The sequence below is a fragment of the Streptomyces sp. R28 genome (assembly GCF_041052385.1).
Lineage (GTDB): Bacteria > Actinomycetota > Actinomycetes > Streptomycetales > Streptomycetaceae > Streptomyces.
The window spans coordinates 6915046-6931366 of the sequence record NZ_CP163439.1 but is presented as its reverse complement, the minus strand read 5'-3'; the positions used below and the strand labels follow the sequence as shown (position 1 = coordinate 6931366).

Sequence of the window (16321 nt, the reverse complement as noted above, 5' to 3'; positions counted from 1 at the left end):
CAAACATCCTGAGGTCAGGACGTCCCCATTCCGGGCAGTTCCACCCGGCCGGCGGCCCTCCGCGCTTCGTTGCCCGTTGCGAAGGAGCCTGCTCATGTCGATGATCCGCGACCTGCGTGCCGTGGTCCGCCCGTCCCGCATCTCACTGCGCAAGGACACCGGCGTGTACGACACCACCCGCGACCCGGCGACGCCCTCCGCCGTCGTCGACTGCGCGGTGTACCGCAACGGCGCCCGCGTCCAGAGCCCGAAGCCCCTGACCCCGCACGAGGCGATGCGCCAGGTGCGGCGTGACGGCGGCTTCGTGTGGATCGGCCTGCACGAGCCGACCGAGGCCGAATTCTCCGGTATCGCCAGCGAGTTCGGGCTGCACCCGCTGGCCGTCGAGGACGCGGTGCAGGCCCACCAGCGCCCCAAGCTGGAGCGGTACGACGACTCCCTGTTCACCGTCTTCAAGACCATCCACTACGTCGAGCACGACGAACTCACCGCCAACAGCGAGATCGTCGAGACCGGCGAGGTCATGTGCTTCACCGGGCGGGACTTCTTCATCACCGTCCGGCACGGTGGCCAGGGCTCGCTGCGGGCGCTGCGGCACCGGCTGCAGGACGACCCCGAGCTGCTCGCCAAGGGCCCGTCGGCCGTGCTGCACGCGATCGCCGACCATGTCGTCGACGGGTACGTCGCCGTCGCCGACGCGGTGCAGGACGACATCGACGAGGTGGAGACGGAGGTGTTCTCGCCGGGCCGGAAGGGGACGCCGCGCGGTACGGACGCGGGGCGGATCTACCAACTCAAGCGTGAGGTACTGGAGTTCAAGCGCGCGGTGTCGCCCCTGCTGCGTCCCATGCAGCTGCTGAGCGAGCGACCGATGCGGCTGATCGACCCGGACATCCAGAAGTACTTCCGGGACGTCGCCGACCACCTCGCCCGCGTGCAGGAGCAGGTCATCGGCTTCGACGAGCTCCTCAACTCGATCCTCCAGGCCAACCTCGCGCAGGCGTCCGTGGCGCAGAACGAGGACATGCGCAAGATCACGTCGTGGGCCGCGATCATCGCCGTACCGACGATGGTGTGCGGTGTGTACGGGATGAACTTCAAGCACATGCCCGAGCTGCACTGGAAGTACGGCTACCCGGTGATCATGAGCATCACGGTGGTCCTCTGCCTCGGCATCCACCGCACGCTGAAGCGGAACGGATGGCTCTGAGCGGGCCGAAGACCACTGGATAGGCTTGGGCCATGACAAGCGAGCTGCTCGACCAGGCCCTCGTCGAGGAGGCCACGAAGAAGTCCGGCCTCATCTGGGTCAAGGGCCCCGGTGTCCCCGCCCGGGCGCTGTGGCACGTGTGGCACGAGGGTGCGGCGTGTCTCGTGGGCGACGGGCCGGGCGAGCAGCCGCTGCCGGGGCTGGCCGACGGCGGCTTCGCCGAGGTCACCGTGCGCAGCAAGGACAAGGGCGGCCGGCTGGTCTCCTGGAGCGCGAAGGTCGTCGAACTCGCCTCGGGCTCCGAGCAGTGGGAGGCGACGGTCGCCGAGCTGAAGGGCAAGCGTCTCAACGCCCCCGACGGCGAGGCCATGCCGGCCCGCTGGGCCCGCGAGTGCCGGGTGCTGCGCCTGGAGCCGACGGGAACCACCGCCCCGCTGCCGGACGGCTCCCTGGCCGAGGCGCCGTTGCCTTCCCCGGCCACGACCCGTCAGCCGATCCCCGCCGGGCTTCCGCGGCTGCTGTTGAAGAAGAAAAAGCGGCGCCGATAGGCGGTCACGACGTCGGCAGCTGCCTGCCGTAGTCCACCGTCTCGTCCTTCGCCGGCTTCTCCAGCGCGAAGGCCTTGCCCCAGGACGAGAAGGTCAAGGTGCCCCCACCGCCGGCCCGGGTCAGGCTCAGGGGGTACGGGGTGCCCTCCAGGGAGACGTCGAGGGTGCCGCCGGAGCCTGCGTCGCCGTTGATGCGGATGGTGCGGGTGCCGTCCTGCTCGTGGTGGCCGTCCGTCGCCAGCTTGCCGTGGAGGGTCAACAGGCCGTCGAGGAGGACGTCCTTGTCGGTGAAGCCGCTGAACTTCTTGTACGAGGGGTCGCCCTGCGGCACCTTCACGAACTTGCCGTTCAGCTTGTCCGCGGCCGCGGCATCTCCCTTGCCCTCGCCGCCCTCGCCGCCCGCGTCGCTCCAGAATCCGGCGTCGGCCTTCAGATACAGCTGCTCACCGATCCGCAGCAGCTGGAACGTCGCCCCCTGCACGGTGACCGACCCCGTCGCACCGTCGGATTTCAGCCGCATGTCGAGTTTGTAGGTGCGCCCACTGGTCACCACGTTCCCGGAGAGGCGCACCGCATCGGTGGAGTCGGCGGCCGCACGGGTCTTGCGCTGGATCTCGGCGGCGGGCAGCTTGCCCACCCCGTTGGTGCCCTCGTCGGGGTCCTCGCTGCATCCCGTCAGTGCCGTTCCCGACACGACCAGGGCGCACGCGGCGCTCACCAGCGTGGCCCGGCGAGTACGACCCTGGGGAATCGCAGTCACAGGTGGGGCTGCCTTTCTGTCATGGGACCCGAGCGGCGTACGGCAGCGTACCGGGCGGTCAGGTCCCCGGCGGAGCCAGTCCGTCCGGACCGCTCACCAGGGCGTATCGGATCCGGACGGGCTAGCCTGAAGCCCACCCGAGCGGGCAATTCGGAAAACCGGCACAGCAAGCGAAACAGCGAACAAACAGCGAACAAACAGCGACAGCAACACGGCACACCCGCACACAAAGGAGCCGCAGCCATGGCAGCCGGCGCCCCCCGGATCTTCGTCTCGCACCTCGCCGGCGTCGCCGCCTTCGACCCGAACGGCGATCAGGTGGGCCGCGTCCGCGATCTGGTCGTCATGCTGCGCGTCGGCCGACGCCCTCCGCGGCTGCTCGGCCTCGTCGTCGAACTCGCCACCCGGCGCCGCGTCTTCATGCCCATGACCCGCGTGACGAGCATCGAGTCCGGCCAGGTCCTCACCACCGGCGTGCTCAACGTCCGCCGCTTCGAGCAGCGCCCCACCGAGCGCCTCGTCTTCGGTGAACTGCTCGACCGGCGCGTCACCCTCGTCGAGAGCGGCGAGGAGGTCACGGTACTCGACCTGTCGGTGCACCAGCTGCCGGCCCGCCGGGACTGGGAGATCGACAAGGTGTTCGTACGAAAGGGCGGCAAGAGCGGCACCTTCCGGCGGGCCAAGGGCGAGTCGCTGACCGTCGAGTGGTCCGCCGTCACCGGCTTCACCCTGGAGGAGAAGGGACAGGGCGCCGAGAGCCTCCTCGCCACCTTCGAGCAGCTGCGCCCCGCCGACCTCGCCAACGTCCTGCACCACCTCTCCCCCAAGCGCCGCGCCGAGGTCGCCGCGGCCCTCGACGACGACCGCCTCGCCGACGTACTCGAAGAGCTCCCGGAGGACGACCAGATCGAGATCCTCGGCAAGCTGAAGGAGGAGCGCGCCGCGGACGTCCTGGAGGCCATGGACCCGGATGATGCCGCCGACCTGCTCGGTGAGCTCCCGGAGGACGACCAGGAGCGGCTGCTGAGCCTGATGCAGCCCGCCGACGCGGCCGACATGCGCCGCCTGATGGCGTACGAGGAGCACACGGCCGGCGGTCTGATGACGACGGAGCCGATCATCCTGCGCCCCGACGCCACCGTCGCCGACGCCCTCGCCCGGGTCCGCAACCCCGACCTGTCCCCCGCCCTCGCCGCCCAGGTCTACGTATGCCGCCCGCCCGACGAGACGCCCACCGGCAAGTACCTCGGCACGGTCCACTTCCAGCGCCTGCTGCGCGACCCGCCGTACACCCTGGTCAGCTCGCTCGTCGACGAGGCACTGGAGGCCCTGGCGCCGGAGGCCTCGCTGCCGGTCGTCGCCGGGTTCTTCGCGACGTACGACATGGTCGCGGCGCCCGTGGTCGACGAGTCCGGGTCGCTGCTGGGCGCGGTGACCGTCGACGACGTGCTGGACCACATGCTGCCCGAGGACTGGCGGGAGACCGAGTTCCACCTGGACGAGGACACGGGCGAGGGGGTGGCGGCCCATGGCTCCTGAGCGGGAGGGCACACGCGAGCGCGTGGCGTCGGGCGCCACCGCGGCCACCAGGGCACCCCGCGCACGCCTCGACCAACCCCGGCCGCCGCGCCGCAGGGTCCTGCCCGAGTGGGACCCGGAGGCCTTCGGACGGCTGTCGGAGCGGGTCGCCCGCTTCATCGGTACCGGGCGGTTCCTCGTCTGGATGACGGTCGTGATCATCGTGTGGGTGCTGTGGAACATCGCCGCACCGAGCGACCTGCGCTGGGACGAGTACCCGTTCATCTTCCTCACCCTGGTCCTGTCCCTGCAGGCCTCGTACGCCGCCCCGCTGATCCTGCTCGCGCAGAACCGGCAGGACGACCGCGACCGGGTCAACCTCGAACAGGACCGCAAACAGAACGAGCGGTCGATCGCCGACACCGAGTACCTGACCCGCGAGATCGCCGCGCTGCGGATCGGGCTGGGCGAGGTGGCCACCCGTGACTGGATGCGCTCGGAGCTGCAGGATCTGGCGAAAGAGCTGGAGGAGCGGCACAACGGTCACCGCGAGCACAGGGTATTCCCGGCAGATCGGTCGCCGGGACGTGACGTAGACGACCGCTGACAGGCTTTCCGGGGCATGGCTACCGCGCCGTACCATCGTCACTATGGCTACGGAAGACGCGGTGCGTGAAGCACTGGCGACGGTGAACGACCCGGAGATCAACCGACCCATCACGGAGCTCGGGATGGTCAAGTCGGTGGAGATCGGCGCGGACGGAGCGGTCGCGGTCACCGTGTACCTGACGGTCTCCGGCTGCCCGATGCGCGAGACGATCACGCAGCGGGTGACGGACGCGGTCTCCGGGGTCGAGGGCGTCACCCGCGTCGACGTCACGCTCGACGTGATGAGCGACGAGCAGCGCAAGGAGCTGGCGAACGCCCTGCGCGGCGGCACCGCCGAGCGCGAGGTCCCCTTCGCCAAGCCCGGCTCGCTCACCCGCGTGTACGCGGTCGCGTCCGGCAAGGGCGGCGTCGGCAAGTCCTCGGTGACGGTCAACCTGGCGGCGGCCATGGCGGCCGACGGCCTGAAGGTGGGCGTCGTCGACGCCGACATCTACGGCCACAGCGTGCCGCGCATGCTGGGCGCCGACGGGCGTCCGACCCAGGTCGAGAACATGATCATGCCGCCGTCCGCGAACGGCGTGAAGGTCATCTCCATCGGCATGTTCACCCCGGGCAACGCCCCGGTCGTGTGGCGCGGCCCGATGCTCCACAGGGCGCTGCAGCAGTTCCTGGCGGACGTGTACTGGGGCGACCTGGACGTCCTGCTCCTCGACCTCCCGCCCGGCACCGGCGACATCGCGATCTCCGTGGCCCAGCTGGTCCCGAACGCCGAGATCCTGGTCGTGACGACCCCGCAGCAGGCGGCCGCGGAAGTGGCCGAGCGGGCGGGCTCCATCGCCGTCCAGACCCACCAGAAGATCGTCGGCGTGGTCGAGAACATGTCCGGCCTGCCCTGTCCGCACTGCGACGAGATGGTCGACGTCTTCGGCACGGGCGGCGGCCAGGTGGTCGCGGACGGCCTCACGCGTACGACGGGCACGAACGTTCCGGTCCTCGGCAGCATCCCCATCGACGTCCGTCTGCGCGAGGGCGGCGACGAGGGCAAGCCGGTGGTCCTGACGGACCCGGACTCCCCGGCGGGCTCGGCCCTGCGGTCGATCGCGGGGAAGCTCGGGGGACGGCAGCGGGGCCTGTCGGGCATGTCGCTGGGCATCACGCCGCGCAACAAGTTCTGATTCCTGTACGCCGATGGGGGCGCCGTCCGGTGAGACGGCGCCCCCATCGGCGTGACTGCGTCCTAGTGCAGGGCGATGTCTAGGCGTACGCCGAGATGTCCTTGATCATCGCGAACCCGAGGCCATAGGCGCTCAGGCCTCTCCCGTACGCCCCCACGTGCACCCCCTCCTGAGTCGAGCCGGCCAGTACCCAGCCGAACTCGGACTCGCGGTAGTGGAAGGGCGTGGGGACGCCGTCCACCGGCAGCGAGAGCGTCGACCAGTCCGGACCCGCCAGGTCGTCCGCGAGGGCCCACGCGGTCTCCGTCTGCTGGTCCAGCCAGTCGTCGCGCAGCGAGTGGTCCATCTGCCCGGGCCAGGTGAACGACAGCAGCCCCACCCCCGCGAGCCACGCCGCCGAGGCCACCGACGTGGCCTCCAGCAGCCCCGTGCCGTCGGCGCTCCTGCGGGACGGGTTCGCCGCGACGGTCACCACCACCGCGAACTTCTCGCGGTCCTCCGTCCCTTCGTTCCGTACGGAGGGCTCGTCACCGTGCCCGATCGATCCGTGTTCCACGGCCCCGTCGGCCGCCATACCGACCTGCATCAGCCAGCGCGGCCCCGTGAAGGCCTCGTCGAGGCCGTACCAAGGGAAGGGCGCCAACAGGTAGCCGTCGACCGTGCGCCGGGCGGAGGGGACCTGCTGTCCACTCTCCGCGGCCGGTGCATGCGCGACCGCCCGACCAGTCGTCTGACTCGTCGTCTCCATGTGCCCGGACGCCTCCTCGTTCTCGCCGGACCAGCCCGGCCCGCCCCCCTTCGGGCGTACTCGTCCGGTCCGCACAACAACTCGGCAGCATAGCCACACCGCTCCTGGCAGTATGGAAAGCGCCCGGCGCGCGAGGCGCACAAGGGGCGGGTTCAGGCCGTGCGCGACCCGGGCGGAGTATGAGAAGCGTCACGTATGAGTGGTGATCCGCCCCTGTGTTCGTACGGCTTTCGTACGGCTCAGGTGGCGTCCGCGTCGTAGGGCGGGCGCTCCTCGCGGGGGCTCTCGGGCTTCTTCGTCATGTCGATGCTGCCGCCGGAGGAACCGGAGATGGCGGACGACGAGGAGGACGACGAGGACCCGGACGACTCCGCGTCGCGGCCGTGGACCGCGTCGGTGACCTCGGCCATTTCCTTCTTCAGGTCGAAGCCGTTGCGGATCTCGTTCAGCCCCAGTTCGTCGTTGTCCAGCTGCTTGCGGATGAACGTCTTGGGGTTGAGGTCCTCGAATTCGAAGTCCTTGAACTCCGGTCCCAGCTCCTGCCGGATGTCCTGCTTGGCGCTCTCCGAGAACTCGCGGATCTTGCGGATCGTCCGCGTGGCGTCCTGGATGAGCTTCGGGAGCTTGTCCGGACCGAAGACGAGCACGGCGAGGACAACGAGCGTCACCAGCTCGAGCGGTCCTATGTCATTGAACACCTGAAGCTCCTTGCGATGTCCTCGGTCCTCGGCCCTCGGCGGTCTCTGGGTCTTCCGTGGTCCGGGCCGGATCCACGGTACCCGGCGATCCGCTACGACCGGTACTGTCCCGAGGCCTCCGAATGCGATGAACGTGCGGTTTTCCGGGTTGTTTGCCTTGTCAGGGCCCAAGTGGGGCGGTCGGGCGATGTGCGCTGTGAGGTTTCTGTGAGTCTCAGCGACCGCTCGACGAGCCGAGTGTCAGCGAGACCCTGATCTCCTTGCCGCCGCGCTCCAAGGTCAGTTCGAGCCGGTCGCCGGGGCGGTGGGCACGGGTCTTGACGATGAGTTCCTCGCCGGAGTGGACGCGCTGGCCGTCGACCTCGGTGATGACGTCGCCCGCCTTGATGCCGGCCTTGTCGCCGGGGCCGCCCTCGGAGACCGCTGAGCCGCCGTCGCCGCCCTTCGTGCCGACGCGGGCGCCGTCGCCGCTGTAGTCCATGTCGAGGGTGACGCCGATGACCGGGTGGGTGGCCTTACCGGTGTTGATCAGCTCCTCGGCGACACGCTTGGCCTGGTTGACCGGTATGGCGAAGCCCAGGCCGATGGAGCCGGACTGGCCGCTGTCCAGGTCGGAGCCGGTGTCGGCGGAGCGGATGGCGGAGTTGATGCCGATGACGCGGGCGCGGGCGTCGAGGAGGGGGCCACCGGAGTTGCCGGGATTGATGGGCGCGTCGGTCTGGAGAGCGTCGACGTACGACACATCGCTCCCGTCGCCGCTCCCGCCGCCGGCCGTGATGGGCCGCTCCTTGGCGCTGATGATGCCGGAGGTCACGGTGCCGGCCAGGTCGAACGGGGCGCCGATGGCGACGACGGGGTCGCCGACCTGGACGTTGTCGGAGTTGCCGAGCGGCAGGGGCTTGAGGCCGCTGACGCCGGTGACCTTGACGACGGCGAGGTCATAGCCGCTGTCCCGTCCGACGACGGTGGCCTTGGCGGTGTCACCGCTGTGGAAGGTCACGGATATCTCGCCGCTGTCACCCGCGGGTTCGACGACATGGTTGTTGGTGAGGATGTGACCACGGTCGTCGAGCACGAAGCCGGTTCCGGTGCCCTGCTCCTCGCTCCCGCTCACATGCAGCGTCACGACGCTGGGCAGAGCACGAGCGGCGATCCCGGCGACACTGTCCGGCGCCCGCCCGGGCGCCTCGGCCGCGGCCTGCGGCAGCTCCACGTCCCCCACACCACCGTTGCGCTCGAGATACGCCCCCACCACACCGCCGACGCCACCGGACACGACGGCGATCAACACGGCCCCGACAACGAGCACCTTCTTGGCACGCTTACGCCGCTGCCGGTCGGTGGCGACGGCGGCGCCGGTCTGCTGGAGAGGGGCGGAGGGGTGGGTCGGGTGGGTGGGGTGCGCGGGGTCGGCGGGGGGGTGCGGGGGGCCCAGGGGTCGTAGTTCTGCCAGGGGTTGGTGGGGGGTGGGGGTCGGCGTAGGCGGGGTCTGGGGTCGCGTGGGCGGGGGCCGACTGTGCCTGGGCGGGGATGCCGGCCATCGGGGCCGCTGCGGCGGGAATGCCGACTGTCGCCGCCGGTGCACCGGGGCCGGGGGGCGGCGACGTGGGCACGCCGGATCCAAGGGGCGCTGCTTGGGTGGGCACGCCGGGGGCCGCGGGGGCCGCCTGTGCGGGGATGCCATGGGCCGGCGCCGGGGCTGGAGCGCCGGGGGCCGGGACCGCGGCTGTCGATGACACGGGCGTGCCTTGCGCTGCGGTCTGCGCGCCCTGCATCGGGGTCGGCAGACCAGGCGTGGCCGCCGGCAGGGTGTGCGCCGGCGGTGTCGGCGCCGGTGCGGCCGTCCCGTGCGCCGGTGTGGTCGCCGGGTGCTGGACCGGCGGAGCGGGCGCCCAAGGACCGGGCTCGCCGTAGGGCGGGGTGCTGTAGGGGTCGGGGTCGTGCAGGGGCTTGGGGCGTTCATCGACGGGCTCTGCCACAGCGGCGGCGCCGTCGGCGGACACTGCGGGAACAGTGACCGCGCCGTCGGCGGACGGGCCGGACACAGGCGCCCCACCCGGCCGCGCCAGCTCGAAGTCGCCGTCAGCGGAGGCCACGCCGCCACCACTGGCGTTCACGGCAGGGCGGGGTAGCTCGAAGTCACCCTCGGCCGAAGTCGCACCCCCGCCGCCATTCACAGCGGGGCGAGGAAGCTCGAAGTCACCCTCGGCCGAAGCCACGCGGTCGGCCCCACCTCGCGCAGCGGGCAGCGCCAGTTCGAAGTCGCCGTCCCCGTGCGCGTCGCCGCCACCGTGCGTGTCGCCATCGAGACCGCGCTCGCCGGTGCCGTCAGGCGCCGTGCGCTCGGTCGTGTCCGATGCGCCGGGCACCGTCCCGCTCATCTCGCCCGGCGTCGGCTCGGTGTCCTCCGCCCGGACCGACGGACCCTGCGGCCGGGGTCGGTTCCACCACTTCGCCTTCGCGGGCTTCCCCTCGTTCATGCTCTGCTTCCTGCTCGCTGCTGACCGTTGCCCGAGTAGGACGCTTCGCTCTCCGCCGCGTGCCAGGAGAAACGGTCGGCCGTCATCCCGCAGCCCGGGGCGACGACTGAGGTCTGCCGGCTCGCCAACCCTGGTTCCTCGGCAGGCCGTCACCAGGAACGTCCCGGCGCCCGAATGCCTACTCAACTCTGCGCTGTCGCGCTCAAGTCCCCTCAGAAACCGGCGACTTCGTGCTACCTCCCCCATCCGGCACGCGGCGTCGACGGCGGCCGCGGTTCATCGACTCCGCGCCCGGCCCACCGGCACGGCGCGCGGCCCACCCCGGATTCAATCAGGTTCGTGGGCCGCTGCGCAGAGGCCGGGTCAGCGACTGGTGGCGGGGGAGGCGGAGGGGGATGACGTCGCGTCGGGGACGGGTGCGGCGAGCAGGTCGGGGGTCGCCATGACCTCGGGGGTCGTGGACCAAGCGGTCAGAGAGAGCGGCGGGGTCTCGCTGAGCGGGCGTATGAGTGGGGACATGGCGGCCGCGCCGGCCACCACGGGCGCCGTCAGGGTGCGCATGTCCTGGACGGCGGGCTGGGCGGGCATCCCTGGCAGAAGGGGAGCCGACACCTCGGTCGGGGCGGCCGGGGTGTCGAGCGTCTGCTCGCCCTGCCCCTGGGCGAGCAGCGGGCCGACTCCACGGCGGCGCTGGTTCTCGGGTGCCGTCGCGACACCGGTGCCCTGCGTCCGGGCCGGTGTCACATTGCTGCCGCCCGAGCCGCCGCGCGCCTCCGCGTCGATCGGCGCGCTCGACGTGACACCTCCCAGCGCGATCGCGGCCAGCGACACCGCACCCGCCGCGACGAACGCGAACCGCATACGGGAGGACCCGGAGCGATCGGATTCAGGACGGCCCACGGGGTGGGTGCGGAAGCCGCGGTCCGAGGCGGGGAGCGCCGGGGCATGAGGACGCGACGGGACGTATCCGAACTCGAAGCGGTCGCCCCGCTTCACGCCGAACGCCCCGGTGGCGCCGGGCCGCCCGGTCAGTCCGCCGAATCCTCCCCCGCCCAGCGGCGAGCCGCCGCCGTCCAGGTCACCTCCCCCGGGGAGGCCCTGAAGGCGGGCCAGGAAACTCTCGGAGGGAGGCGGCGGGGCCGCCTCCGCGAAGACGTTCTTCAGCCGGCGCTGGGCGTCGACCTCGGCCTTGCACCTGGCACAGGTCGCCAGGTGGGCCAGGACGCGCTCGCGCGTCTCATGACCGAGCTCTCCGTCGACGAGGGCGGAGAGTCGGTCTCCCAGGTGCTGCTCGGCCAGGAGCCGTTCTGTGGGGTTGGGTCGAGAGCCACTCACGCGGTCGCGCCCCCTCCTCCCAGTGCGGCCACCCGCGGCACGAAGGAGCGGCGGGTGGCGCGCGCCTCCGGCGAACGGTGGGCGAGGGCCTTGCGCAGCTGCGAGCGGCCACGGTGGATACGGGACCGGACGGTGCCGAGCTTGACGCCCAGGGTCGCGGCGATCTCCTCGTACGACAGTCCTTCGATGTCGCACAGGACGACCGCGGCGCGGAACTCGGGTGCGAGGGTGTCGAGGGCCTGCTGGACGTCCGCGTCGAAGTGCGCGTCGTTGAAGACCTGCTGCGGCGTGGGCTCCTTGCTGGGCAGCCGCTCGGCCGCGTCATCGCCCAGCGCGTCGAAACGGATGCGCTGCTTGCGGCGGACCATGTCGAGGAAGAGGTTCGTGGTGATGCGGTGCAGCCAGCCCTCGAAGGTGCCCGGCGTGTATGTCGACAGGGAGCGGAAGACGCGGACGAAGACCTCCTGGGTGAGGTCCTCGGCGTCGTGCTGGTTGCCCGTCAGGCGGTAGGCCAGACGGTAGACGCGGCCGCTGTGCGTGCTGACGATCTCCTCCCACGTGGGCGGAGTCCACGCCTGCCCGTCCGCGTCGGTGGAGAAGGTCGCGGTCTGGGCGTAGTCGCCGGCGTGGCTGTGGTCAGCGGTGTCGTTCACGGATTTCGGCCTGCCCGACGACCCGAGAAAGCGCCGCAGCACTCCTCCCCGGTCCAAAGGCGCAGCCGCACCTCCCCTGTCGGCTCTGGTGGTGTCCAGTGGAGCCCCTACCATAGCCACCTCGCCCGTTAGCTCCGGATAAGCGGTTTTACGAGAATTTGATCTGGGCTGACACGGCTGGTGCGCCTGCGTCAGCACTTGCTCGCGGCCCTGCTCGTCGTCGTGATCCAACTGTGTCCCCCCGCTCGTCTTCCCACCCCTCTAAACGCCTGGTCCCATCTGCGGGTTCCCGCCACCAACGGATACAGTCACGCCCAGGCAACCACGGGGACAGGAGAGGGTCATTACCGGCAACCGGCAGACGAGCTGGGCGTTCGCCGACGCCTACGTCGCCGAGGACGAAGTCCTGCGCTGGGCCCGGGACCGGGCCCGTGAGGCGGGACTGCGCTCGGTGTCGCCCGGCACGGGCGCCGCGCTGCGATTGCTGGCCGCCTCGGTGGACGCGAAGGCGGTGGCGGAGATCGGTACCGGCACCGGCGTCTCCGGCATCCACCTCCTGCACGGCATGCGCCCCGACGGCGTTCTGACCACGGTGGACCCCGAACCCGAACACCAGCAGTTCGCCCGCCAGGCCTTCCGCGCCTCCGGCTTCGCCAGCAACCGCGCCCGCTTCATCCCGGGCCGCGCCCTCGATGTCCTGCCCCGCCTCGCGGACGCCGGTTACGACCTCGTCTTCTGTGACGGCGACCGGCTGGAGTTCCTCGACTATCTCGCTGAATCGTTGCGTCTGCTGCGTCCGGGTGGCCTCGTCGTCTTCGAGGGCGTCTTCGCCAACGGCCGCACGGTGGACTCGGGCCCGCAGCCCACGGAAGTCATACGTATCCGGGAGCTGCTGCGCGCGGTGCGGGAGAGCCAGGAGCTGGTGCCGTCGCTGCTGCCGGTCGGGGACGGGCTGCTGTGCGCGGTCAAGCGATGACCGTTTGACCGTCCGTACGTCATGGACGTACGGACGTACGGAAGAAGCGGCGAACTGAAGCAAGCAACGACCCCGGCACCATGTGCGATGCCGGGGCCGCCGAAAGGTAAGGGTCGCTTCCGCGTCAGCCGACGACCTTCTTGAGGGCGTCGCCCAGCGCGTCGGCCTCGTCAGGAGTCAGCTCGACGACGAGCCGACCGCCGCCTTCGAGCGGAACGCGCATGACGATGCCCCGCCCCTCCTTGGTCACCTCGAGCGGGCCATCGCCCGTCCGCGGCTTCATGGCCGCCATGCTCGTTCCCCTTCCTGAAACCAGCTCATCGTCAAAGCCGACGGCCCCATGGGAGGGCACGTGTGTCTGGTATGAGACACGCGTCACCGGCATCGAACACATTGCTTCCAGGCCATTATCCCGCATCTCAGGACCCGATGACCAACATCAGTCGGCATCGCTTGGGCAACGCGCGCGAGCAAAACCACTCAATTCGGCGATGTGACTGCGATACTGCGCCATCGCACGCGCTTCGGCCGAACAGAACCGGACACGAATTCTTTGACGCAGGTCACACGTCCGGTCAGAGCCGTTGTCGGTGATCTCCGCCATGCTGTCCTTCAGACAAGTGCGTACCGACGAGTACGCGCAGCCGCGACACCGGAGGGGATACGCCATGGCCGACACCGTGCTCTACGAGGTGAGCGACGGACTCGCGACGATCACGCTGAACCGCCCCGAGGCGATGAACGCGCTGAGCATCGCGGCCAAGGTCGCCCTGCGGGACGCGGTCCAGGCTGCGGCGGGCGACGACGCGGTACGGGCCGTGCTGCTGACCGCGGCCGGGGAGCGGGCGTTCTGCGTGGGCCAGGACCTGAAGGAGCACATCGGGCTGCTGGTCTCCGACCGGGAGACCGGGTCGGGGCAGACGATGAGCACGGTGCGGGAGCACTACAACCCGATCGTGCGGGCGCTGACCGGGATGCCGAAGCCCGTGGTGGCCGGTGTGAACGGGGTCGCGGCCGGGGCGGGCTTCGGTTTCGCGCTGGCCGCGGACTATCGGGTCGTGGCCGACACGGCTGCGTTCAACACGTCCTTCGCGGGGGTCGCGCTGACCGCCGACTCCGGGATCTCGTGGACGCTGCCGCGGGTCGTCGGCCCGGGCCGCGCCGCCGACCTGCTGCTCTTCCCGCGGAGCATCAAGGCGCAGGAGGCGTACGAGCTCGGTATCGCCAACCGGCTGGTGCCTGCGGGTGAGCTGCGCGCGGAGGCCGAGAAGGTGGCACGGGCGCTTGCCGAGGGGCCGACGGTGGCGTACGGGGCGATCAAGGAGGCGATGGCGTTCGGGTTGTCGCACTCCCTGGAGGAGACCTTGGAGAAGGAGGACGAGCTGCAGACGCGGGCGGGGTCCTCGGAGGACCACGCGATCGCTGTGCAGGCCTTCGTCAACAAGGAGAGGCCGAAGTACTTGGGCCGATGAGCTCGAGCTCGGGACTGTAGCGGGCGCGCGCCGTGGGGGCTGCGGTCGTCCGGATCGGTCGCGCCCCCGCGGCGCCAGCCGCAGATCGATACGGTCCCGCGCCCCTCAGGGGGCGCTTCTCGCGACGCAGGTTTCCAAGTGGTCGTCGACCAGGCCGCACGCTTGCATCAGGGCGTATGCCGTCGTCGGGCCCACGAAGCGCAGGCCGCGCTTCTTCAGGGCCTTGGACAGGGCCGTCGATTCGGGGGTGACCGCCGCGACGTCCGCCAAGGTCTTCGGGACCGGGCGGGTGGTCGGATCCGGCGCGTGGGACCAGATCAGGGCGTCCAGTTCGCCCGGGGCCCAGTCGGCGAGCACGCGGGCGTTGGCGAGGGTCGCGTCGATCTTGGCCCGGTTGCGGATGATGCCCTCGTCGGCGAGGAGGCGGTCCTTGTCGGAGTCCGTGAAGGTCGCGACCTTGGCGATCTCGAAGCCTGCGAAGGCGGCGCGGAAGCCCTCGCGGCGGCGCAGGATCGTGATCCAGGACAGGCCCGACTGGAAGGCCTCCAGGCTGAGGCGTTCGTAGAGCGCGTCGTCGCCGTGGACCGGGCGGCCCCACTCCTCGTCGTGGTACGTCACGTAGTCCGCGGTGGACAGCGCCCACGGGCAACGCAGGGCGCCGTCCGGGCCGGCGAGGGCCGTACCGTCGCTCATTACTGGTCCTCCTGGGCGCGCTTCTCCATCGACACATGGCCGGCCGACGCCTGCGCGCCCGCCAGCGCGGACTCCAGGTCGGCGATACGGGCGTCGCGCTCGGCGAGCTCGGCGCCGAGGCGGCTGAGGGCGTCGTCGACGTCGGACATGCGGTAGCCGCGGGCGGCGAGCGGGAAGCGGAGGGTCTCGATGTCCACGTGGTTGATCGGGCGGTCCAGCGGCAGCAGGTCCTGCAGGCGCTCGGGCGCGGCCTCCGGCAAGGGACCGTCGCCCTCGCCGCCGCCCACCACGGCGAGCGTCACCGCGGCGACCACGACGGCGAGCGCGACGACCAGGAACAAGAACATAACCATCGCTGTGGCCCCCACGGTCGGTGAATGCGAGCGGTCGAGTGTGTCAGGGTCCGATCGTGCCATGCGACTCTGACAGTTAGGGTCGCAGGCGGCCCAAGGCCGGCGACTTGCCAGGACGTACTAGGAGAGGTCACAGGGGATGCTCAGGCTGGGCAGGCGTGAGTTCGACACGCACGAGCCGGTGATCATGGCGATCGTGAACCGGACCCCGGACTCCTTCTACGACCAAGGGGCGACGTTCCGCGACGAGCCCGCCCTCGCGCGCGTGGAGCGGGCGGTGGCGGAGGGGGCGGCGATCATCGACATCGGTGGGGTCAAGGCCGGGCCGGGGGAAGAGGTGACGGCCGAGGAGGAGGCGCGGCGGACGGTCGGGTTCGTGGCCGAGGTGCGGCGGCGTTTCCCGGATGTCGTGATCAGTGTGGACACCTGGCGGGCCGAGGTCGGTGCGGCGGTGTGCGAGGCGGGGGCGGATCTGCTGAACGACGCGTGGGGTGGGGTGGATCCGGGGCTGGCGGAGGTCGCTGCGCGGTACGGGGTGGGGCTGGTGTGCACGCATGCGGGAGGTGCCGAGCCTCGGACTCGGCCGCATCGGGTGACGTACGACGACGTCATGGCCGACATTCTTCGGGTGACGGTGGGGTTGGCGGAGCGGGCGTTGGCGCTGGGGGTGCCGCGGGAGTCGATCCTGATCGATCCCGGGCACGACTTCGGGAAGAACACGCGGCACAGTCTTGAGGCGACCCGGCGGCTGGGGGAGATGGTGGAGACGGGGTGGCCGGTGTTGGTGTCCCTCTCCAACAAGGACTTCGTCGGGGAGACGCTGGACAAGCCTGTGAAGGAGCGGGTGGTGGGGACGTTGGCCACGACCGCGGTGTCGGCGTGGTTGGGGGCGCAGGTGTATCGGGTCCATGAGGTGGCGGAGACCCGGCAGGTGCTGGACATGGTGGCGTCGATCGCGGGGCGCCGGGCGCCGGCGGTGGCGCGGCGGGGGCTGGCCTGACGTTTGTCTCGCCCCCGCCGCCCCTACCCGTCCCATCCTGAAGGGGCGCTGCCCCTTTGACCCCGGTTCCTGGGGGCCTGCAGCACCCAGACC

18 protein-coding genes are annotated in these 16321 nt (G+C 70.8%); 8 read left to right on the top strand and 10 right to left on the bottom strand.

Going from position 1 to position 16321, the window contains the following annotated elements:
• Positions 1–94: 94 nt before the first annotated feature.
• Both AB5J49_RS31240 and AB5J49_RS31235 read left to right on the top strand, forming a co-directional pair.
• Positions 95–1210 carry a magnesium and cobalt transport protein CorA gene (locus AB5J49_RS31240; protein ID WP_369172211.1) on the top strand — a complete coding sequence of 372 codons (1116 nt, stop codon included), beginning with the start codon at positions 95–97 and terminating at the stop codon, positions 1208–1210.
• A 32-nt stretch (positions 1211–1242) separates the two neighbouring features.
• Positions 1243–1758, top strand: a complete 516-nt coding sequence (locus tag AB5J49_RS31235) for a hypothetical protein (protein WP_369172210.1) — start codon at positions 1243–1245, stop codon at positions 1756–1758.
• Positions 1759–1762: 4 nt separating this feature from the next.
• On the opposite strand, the gene AB5J49_RS31230 is transcribed toward AB5J49_RS31235, so the two are convergent.
• Positions 1763–2518, bottom strand: coding sequence for a hypothetical protein (locus tag AB5J49_RS31230; protein ID WP_369172209.1), 756 nt, complete (start codon positions 2516–2518; stop codon positions 1763–1765).
• A gap of 243 nt (positions 2519–2761) precedes the next feature.
• On the opposite strand from AB5J49_RS31230, the gene AB5J49_RS31225 reads away from it, so the two are divergent.
• From AB5J49_RS31225 to AB5J49_RS31215, 3 genes are read left to right on the top strand one after another with little or no spacing between them, the layout of a single operon-like run.
• Entirely contained in the window at positions 2762–4057 is a 1296-nt protein-coding gene (locus AB5J49_RS31225) for a CBS domain-containing protein (RefSeq protein WP_369172208.1), read from the top strand.
• Entirely contained in the window at positions 4047–4643 is a 597-nt protein-coding gene (locus AB5J49_RS31220; RefSeq protein ID WP_369172207.1) for a DUF1003 domain-containing protein, read from the top strand. Before AB5J49_RS31225 ends, AB5J49_RS31220 begins: the two co-directional genes overlap by 11 nt.
• Positions 4644–4686: 43 nt before the next feature.
• Positions 4687–5820 carry an Mrp/NBP35 family ATP-binding protein gene (locus AB5J49_RS31215; RefSeq protein ID WP_369172206.1) on the top strand — a complete coding sequence of 378 codons (1134 nt, stop codon included), beginning with the start codon at positions 4687–4689 and terminating at the stop codon, positions 5818–5820.
• Between the two features lie 79 nt (positions 5821–5899).
• Here AB5J49_RS31215 and AB5J49_RS31210 read toward each other — a convergent pair whose 3' ends face one another.
• The 5 genes from AB5J49_RS31210 to sigE form a co-directional block, all read right to left on the bottom strand.
• On the bottom strand, positions 5900–6568 hold the full coding sequence (locus AB5J49_RS31210) for a hypothetical protein (protein ID WP_369172205.1): 669 nt from the start codon (positions 6566–6568) through the stop codon (positions 5900–5902).
• A gap of 239 nt (positions 6569–6807) precedes the next feature.
• Positions 6808–7266 (bottom strand): sec-independent translocase, encoded by a 459-nt coding sequence (locus AB5J49_RS31205; RefSeq protein WP_369172204.1) that lies wholly within the window; start codon positions 7264–7266, stop codon positions 6808–6810.
• Between the two features lie 214 nt (positions 7267–7480).
• Positions 7481–8575, bottom strand: coding sequence for a S1C family serine protease (locus AB5J49_RS31200; protein ID WP_369172203.1), 1095 nt, complete (start codon positions 8573–8575; stop codon positions 7481–7483).
• Positions 8576–10109: 1534 nt separating this feature from the next.
• On the bottom strand, positions 10110–11081 hold the full coding sequence (locus tag AB5J49_RS31195) for an anti-sigma factor (RefSeq protein WP_369172202.1): 972 nt from the start codon (positions 11079–11081) through the stop codon (positions 10110–10112).
• A complete protein-coding gene (gene sigE, locus AB5J49_RS31190; RefSeq protein WP_369172201.1) occupies positions 11078–11776 on the bottom strand; it encodes an RNA polymerase sigma factor SigE in 699 nt (232 codons plus the stop codon). The genes AB5J49_RS31195 and sigE overlap by 4 nt, the downstream gene beginning before the upstream one ends.
• A gap of 235 nt (positions 11777–12011) precedes the next feature.
• Between sigE and AB5J49_RS31185 the strand changes: the two genes are divergently transcribed.
• Positions 12012–12710, top strand: coding sequence for an O-methyltransferase (locus tag AB5J49_RS31185; RefSeq protein ID WP_369175326.1), 699 nt, complete (start codon positions 12012–12014; stop codon positions 12708–12710).
• 124 nt (positions 12711–12834) lie between these two features.
• On the opposite strand, the gene AB5J49_RS31180 is transcribed toward AB5J49_RS31185, so the two are convergent.
• Both AB5J49_RS31180 and AB5J49_RS31175 read right to left on the bottom strand, forming a co-directional pair.
• Complete coding sequence (locus tag AB5J49_RS31180) at positions 12835–13002, bottom strand: DUF3117 domain-containing protein (RefSeq protein WP_003966491.1); 168 nt, start codon at positions 13000–13002, stop codon at positions 12835–12837.
• Positions 13003–13149: 147 nt separating this feature from the next.
• Complete coding sequence (locus tag AB5J49_RS31175) at positions 13150–13314, bottom strand: hypothetical protein (RefSeq protein ID WP_369172200.1); 165 nt, start codon at positions 13312–13314, stop codon at positions 13150–13152.
• Between the two features lie 64 nt (positions 13315–13378).
• On the opposite strand from AB5J49_RS31175, the gene AB5J49_RS31170 reads away from it, so the two are divergent.
• Positions 13379–14182 (top strand): enoyl-CoA hydratase/isomerase family protein, encoded by an 804-nt coding sequence (locus AB5J49_RS31170; protein ID WP_369172199.1) that lies wholly within the window; start codon positions 13379–13381, stop codon positions 14180–14182.
• Positions 14183–14287: 105 nt separating this feature from the next.
• Here the strand turns inward: AB5J49_RS31170 and AB5J49_RS31165 are convergent, their stop codons facing one another.
• Both AB5J49_RS31165 and AB5J49_RS31160 read right to left on the bottom strand, forming a co-directional pair.
• Entirely contained in the window at positions 14288–14875 is a 588-nt protein-coding gene (locus AB5J49_RS31165; RefSeq protein ID WP_369172198.1) for a DNA-3-methyladenine glycosylase I, read from the bottom strand.
• Positions 14875–15222, bottom strand: coding sequence for a DivIVA domain-containing protein (locus tag AB5J49_RS31160; protein WP_369172197.1), 348 nt, complete (start codon positions 15220–15222; stop codon positions 14875–14877). Before AB5J49_RS31160 ends, AB5J49_RS31165 begins: the two co-directional genes overlap by 1 nt.
• 145 nt (positions 15223–15367) lie before the next feature.
• Between AB5J49_RS31160 and folP the strand changes: the two genes are divergently transcribed.
• Positions 15368–16228: a dihydropteroate synthase gene (gene folP / locus AB5J49_RS31155; RefSeq protein ID WP_369172196.1), complete on the top strand. Its 861-nt coding sequence runs from the start codon at positions 15368–15370 to the stop codon at positions 16226–16228.
• Positions 16229–16321 lie beyond the last annotated feature (93 nt).